The sequence below is a fragment of the Stenotrophomonas sp. GD04145 genome, from assembly GCF_029835135.1.
In the GTDB taxonomy this organism is placed as follows: domain Bacteria; phylum Pseudomonadota; class Gammaproteobacteria; order Xanthomonadales; family Xanthomonadaceae; genus Stenotrophomonas; species Stenotrophomonas maltophilia_P.
The window spans coordinates 1-5,521 of record NZ_JAODZG010000084.1 but is presented as its reverse complement, the minus strand read 5'-3'; the positions used below and the strand labels follow the sequence as shown (position 1 = coordinate 5,521).

General features: G+C 68.6%; 4 protein-coding genes. 2 read left to right on the top strand and 2 right to left on the bottom strand.

The genetic code is table 11. The annotated features are described in order from the left end of the window. Positions 1–164: 164 nt before the first annotated feature. Positions 165–1,538, top strand: coding sequence for an outer membrane protein transport protein (locus N7367_RS19185; protein WP_154806571.1), 1,374 nt, complete (start codon positions 165–167; stop codon positions 1,536–1,538). 373 nt (positions 1,539–1,911) lie between these two features. Further along, the gene (locus tag N7367_RS19180; RefSeq protein WP_075077232.1) at positions 1,912–2,637 is read left to right on the top strand and encodes a pseudouridine synthase; all 726 of its coding nucleotides are present in this window, start codon (positions 1,912–1,914) and stop codon (positions 2,635–2,637) included. Between the two features lie 72 nt (positions 2,638–2,709). Here the strand turns inward: N7367_RS19180 and N7367_RS19175 are convergent, their stop codons facing one another. After that, entirely contained in the window at positions 2,710–4,440 is a 1,731-nt protein-coding gene (locus N7367_RS19175; protein WP_075077231.1) for a M28 family metallopeptidase, read from the bottom strand. A gap of 218 nt (positions 4,441–4,658) precedes the next feature. Then, positions 4,659–5,339 carry a hypothetical protein gene (locus N7367_RS19170; protein WP_075077230.1) on the bottom strand — a complete coding sequence of 227 codons (681 nt, stop codon included), beginning with the start codon at positions 5,337–5,339 and terminating at the stop codon, positions 4,659–4,661. Positions 5,340–5,521 lie beyond the last annotated feature (182 nt).

Below are 5,521 nucleotides of genomic sequence, written 5' to 3'. Positions count from 1 at the left end.
TGTAAGTAGCCTGGGCCCGCTGGCTGGGCCAGAATGCGCCGTACCGTGGCGTACGGCGAGGGCTAGGCACGCGGCGGTCGCAAAGTTGCAGTTGAAATCAATCAAGGACGCATGCCGTACCTGCATGCAAGTCACCGACAAACTCGTGGATCCGGAGGGGATACATGTTGAACAAGAAGAATGCGCTGGCCATTACCGTGGGCGCGATCTGCGCCGCCGCCAGCGGGGCGGGTTTCGCCTCGGCGCTTGACCGCTCCGGCCAGTCCATCGCGCCGTTCCTGAAGCCGGGCAACTACGCCGAGTACGGCGGCAGCTTCCTCAATCCCAAGGTGGACGGCAAGGACAAGAACGGCACCGACACCGGCAACGTGGCCAACAGCTACAACTTCGTCGGCGGCGCGATCAAGTTCCAGGCCACCGACAAGTTTTCCTTCGGCTTCATCTACGACGAGCCCTTCGGCGCGTCGGCCGAGTACCACGGCGCCAACGCGTTCACCGCCAACCCGCGCGACGTGGTGCTGAGCGGCCTGCCGATCGTGACCGGCCCCAGCGTCATCAGCAACGGCCAGCTGGCCGCCTATGGCCTCAATGCCGGCATCACCGGCGACACCGACGTGGAAGTGCGCACCAAGAGCCTGTCGGCGCTGCTGGGCTTCCAGCCGACCGAAAACTGGAACCTCTACGCCGGCGGCGTGTACCAGGAGATCAAGGGCCAGGTGTCGCTGCGCGGTTCGACCTACTCGGCCTTCAACGGCTACGACCTGTCGATCCCGTCCAAGCGCGACTGGGGCTGGCTGGCCGGCGTGGCCTACCAGAAGCCGGAGATCGCCCTGCAGGTCTCGCTGACCTACCGCTCGGAGATCGACTACGACATCAACGCCAACGAGTCCATGCCGCTGGTCACCGCGCTGGGCGCCAACCGCGCGCAGCTGGCCGGCCTGATCCAGCAGTTGGTGCTGGCCGGCCGCATCCCGCCGGCCACCGGCCAGGCGCTGGCCGGGACGCTGGGCTCGCTGGGCGGCCTGGGCGGCGGTACCACCTCGATCACCACGCCGCAGTCGGTCAACCTGGATTTCCAGACCGGCATCATGGCCGACACCGTGCTGTTCGGTAACGTGCGCTGGGTGCAGTGGTCCAAGTTCGCGGTGCGTCCGGCCCAGTTCGGCCAGCTCGCCGAGGCCGTCGGCCCGCTGATCGGCAAGCCCGATGGCTTCAACCTGGTGGACTACTCCAAGGACCAGTGGTCGGCCAACCTGGGCCTGGGCCGCAAGCTGACCGACACGGTGTCCGGTTCGTTCTCGGTGGGTTGGGATGGCGGCGCCGGCAACCCGGTGACCACCCTGGGCCCGACCGATGGCTACTGGAACGTCGGCCTCGGCCTGCGCTACAGCCCCACGCCCAAGATCGACCTGAGCGCCGGCGTGAAGTACTTCTGGCTGGGCGACGCCAAGGCCGAGACCGGCGCGCACAGCTACGCCGGCGATTTCAAGGACAACAGCGCCATGGCCGTCGGCGTGAAGATGGGCCTGCACTTCTAAGCGCAGGCCGCACGCGCCGTGGCGTCATATGCCTGGCGACGACAAGGGCGATGCCATCCGGCATCGCCCTTTTTGTTGGTTTCTGGTTCTTCGCTGGAGTACGAGGCTGGTACGCCCCTTCAGTGGCCGGCCTTGCCCCGACATGGCGCGCTTCCTCGGCTCGGTCAGGCATTCATGGCCGACCTTTGATGGGAGAGGATTGGCCGCGCCCGGGCTTCGGTGGGAGCCGCCATGGCGGCGATGAGGCTCTACCGGGAACGCCCCATCGCCGCCATGGCGGCTCTCACGGGATCGGGGCGGCATTCTGCAAGGACTCCTTGATGGCCGGGCAACCCGACTCGCGCCATGCCAGTCGGCCGAGGACAATGGCGTGATGAGCTTCGCTTCCGATTCGCCCTTGCCGCCTCTCGCGCTGCTTTACGAGGACGCCCACCTGGCCGTGGTCGACAAGCCGGCCGGGCTGATGGTCCACGACAGCGGCCTGGCCCGCGGCGAGGAGGTCTTCCTGGCCGACCTGCTGCGCGCGCAGCTGGATCGTCCGATCTTCCTGATCCATCGCCTGGACCGCGGTACCAGCGGCTGCCTGCTGGTGGCCTTCGACCGCGACACCGCCTCGCTGCTGGGCCAGGGCTTCATGTCGCGCGAGGTGGAGAAGGACTACCTGGCCGTCTGTCGCGGCTGGCCCGAGGATGCGTTCACCATCGATCATGCGCTCGACGGTGGCCCGGGCAAGCCGGAGAAGAAGCCGGCCAGCACCGGCTTCGTGCGCCTGGCCACGGGCGAACTGGATGTCCCGTCCGGCGGTTTCGACACCTCGCGCTACGCGCTGCTGCGCGCGCGCCCACACACCGGGCGCTTCCGCCAGATCCGTCGCCACCTCAAGCATGCCTTCCATCCGCTGATCGGCGACACCAGCCATGGCGAGGGCCGGCACAACCGCGCCTTCCGCATGCGCGGCGTGTACCGCATGCTGCTGCACGCGCGCCGGCTGGCGTTCCTGCATCCGCACAGCGGCGCGCGCATCGAGGCGCTGGCGCCGCTGGACGCGCAGTTCCTCCGCGCGCTGGACCTGTTCGGCTGGGACCGCGACGCGCGCTGAGCGCGGGCGCCTTCGGCAGCGAAAAAGAAAAAGGCGCCGTGCGGCGCCTTCTTCCTGGCTCGAAGCGTTGGCCTATCGCTTGGCCGGCGCCTTCATCATCGCATCGCGCGCCGCCTTGAACGGATTGCCGTCGTACCAGTTCGGCCACTGGTCGCCGCCGGCCAGTTCACGGCCCACGCCGTAGACCAGTTCCAGGTCCTGCATGGTGCCGTCCAGCTTCCAGGTCGCCGGGTCGTACTCGTCGGCCGGCGAGTGGTAGCGCTGCTCGCCGTATTCCTTGGCGGCGGCCTTGCCGGCGGCCTGCCCGCCCTCGAGCAGGTCCTCGCCGCCGTCCACGTACAGCGCCGGCACGCCGGCCTTGGCGAAGTTGAAGTGATCCGAGCGGAAGTACGAACCGTTCTGCGGCGAGGCTTCGGCGTGCAGCGTGCGTCCCTGGGCCTCGGCCAGCGGCTTGAGGAGGTCCTCCAGCTGCGAGGCGCCCATGCCGGTCACGGTGACATCGCGCGCCTTGCCCGCCACCGACATCGCATCGATGTTGATCACCCCGGCGATCTTGTTCAGCGGGAAGGTCGGATGGGCGACGTAGTACTTCGAGCCCAGCAGGCCCGACTCCTCCAGCGTCACCGCCAGGAACACGACCGAGCGCTTCGGTTTCGGCTCGTGGTGCGCGAAGGCATCGGCCACCTCCAGGATGCCGGCCACGCCGGTGGCGTTGTCCACCGCGCCGTTGTAGATGTTGTCGCCGTCCTCGTTGTCGTGCTTGCCCAGGTGGTCCCAGTGGGCCATGTACAGCACGGCCTCGTCCGGGCGCTCGCTGCCGGGCAGCACGCCGATCACGTTGCGCGACTTGGCCTGGCCGATGGTGCTCTTGAGGTTGAAGGACACCCTGGCCTTCAGCGGCACCGGCTTGAAGCCGGGCCTGGAGGCGTCCTTGTAGGCCTGGTCCAGGTCCAGCCCGGCCTTGGCGAACAGCGCGCGCGCCACCTCGCCGGTGATCCAGCCCTGCGCCGGGATGCGCGGCTGCGGATCGTCCGCGGCCGGCAGGTCGTACTGCGTGCCCGACCAGGAATTCTTGACCACGTCCCAGCCGTAGCTGGCGCCTTCGCTGTCGTGGACGATGATCGCCGCGTCCGCGCCCTTGCGCGCGGCTTCCTCGAACTTGTACGTCCAGCGGCCGTAGTAGGTCATGCGGTTGCCGTCGAACAGCTGCTCGTCGTGCGTGTGGAAGCCGGGGTCGTTGACGAACATCACCACGGTCTTGCCTTTCCAGCTCTTGGTCCCGGCGTAGTCGTTCCACTTGCGCTCGGGCGCGTCCACGCCGTAGCCGACGAACACCAGCTCGCTGTCCTTGACGTCGATCTCGGGCTTGCCGGTGCGCGTGCCGATCACCATCTGGTCGCCGAAGGCCAGGGTCTGCGTGCTGCCGTCGGCCTCGGTGATGGTCAGCGCGGTTGACGGGTCGGCGGTGGTTTCCACCATCGGCACGTCCTGCGTCCAGCTGTCGCCGTTGCCGGGCTTCAGGCCGATGCGCTGCATCTGCTCGGTGATGTAGGCCACCGTCCTGTCCTCACCCGGCGTGCCGGGGCCACGGCCCTCGAAGGCGTCGGAGGACAGCGTCTTGACCAGTTCACCGAAGTCGCCGGCCTCGATCTTCGGCGAGAAGGCGTGCGGCGCGGCCGCGGCCTGGGTGGGCTCGGGCGTGGCGGCGGGGGCGGACGCGGCCGGCGCCGGCGGCGCTTCCGGCTTCTTGCAGGCGGCCAGCGCGGTCAGCGTGGCCAGGCCCAGCAGCAGCATGCGGGACATGCGGGTTCCTTGCGGGTGACGTACGGGAACCCGGGATTCTAGCCAGACGCGGCCGGCCCACCGCGCGCTTCGCCTGTCGATGCGGACAGGCGGCGCGGGAGGTCGGCCGGCAATGGCGATGGCGCGGTCGTCGGAATGAAGGTGGGAACCCAGCGCTTTCGCCGAGAGAGGAGCTGGGCGCTGGGTTCCCGCCGTTGGGAACGACGAGGGGGCGCTTGTTACTCGGCCGGGGCGGTGTTGCCGCTGTAGGCGATCGGCGTGGCGCCGGTCACCGGGCCGATCTTGGCGCTGCTGTGCACGTACAGCTTGACCGGGCGTTCGAACACCAGCGCGCCGTCGACCACGGCGTTGGGGCCGATGATCACGCGCGGCGGGTTGCCCTCCTGCTTGCGGCTCGACCAGCCCTGGTTGCGCTCGATCTTGATGCCGCCGCGCACATGCGAACCGGCGCCGACGGTGAGATCGCCGTTGACCGTCTCGATGCCGCCGCCGACCTCGGTGCCGACGATGCCGATGGCACCGTTGACGTTCTCGATGCCCTTGGCGATCTTGCCGCCCTGGTCGACGAAGACGCTGCCGTTGACCGTCTCCAGGCTGCCGTTGACGGTGACCTGGCGGCCCAGCTTGAGGCTGCCGTTGACCGTCTCCAGGTCGCCGGTGACGGCCTTGTCGTCGACCTTGATCGAACCGTTGACGGTGCCGGCTTCCTTGACCGTGGCGCCGGCCTCGATGGTGATGCTGCCGTTGACCGTTTCCAGATCGCCGTAGGCCTGGCCGGCCTGCGCGGTGATGCTGCCCAGGACCTTGTCGATGGACTGCTGGGCGCTGGCGCCGCCGGCGGCCAGGGCCAGGGCGAGGCCCAGCGCGGTCAGGGCGGGGCGGGAGAAGGAGACGGTCATGGTGCGGTTCCTGTGCGGGTGATGTACGGGCTTGGATGCCGCGAGGTCCGCCAGGGTTTAAACGCAAGCAGGGCCTGGACAGGATGCCGCGCCGGGGCTGGCTACAATCGGGGCCTGATCCGTTGCCGAAGATGCATCCGTGCCCCAGTCGCTTCGTTCCAAGCCTGCCCGCGGCATCGTGC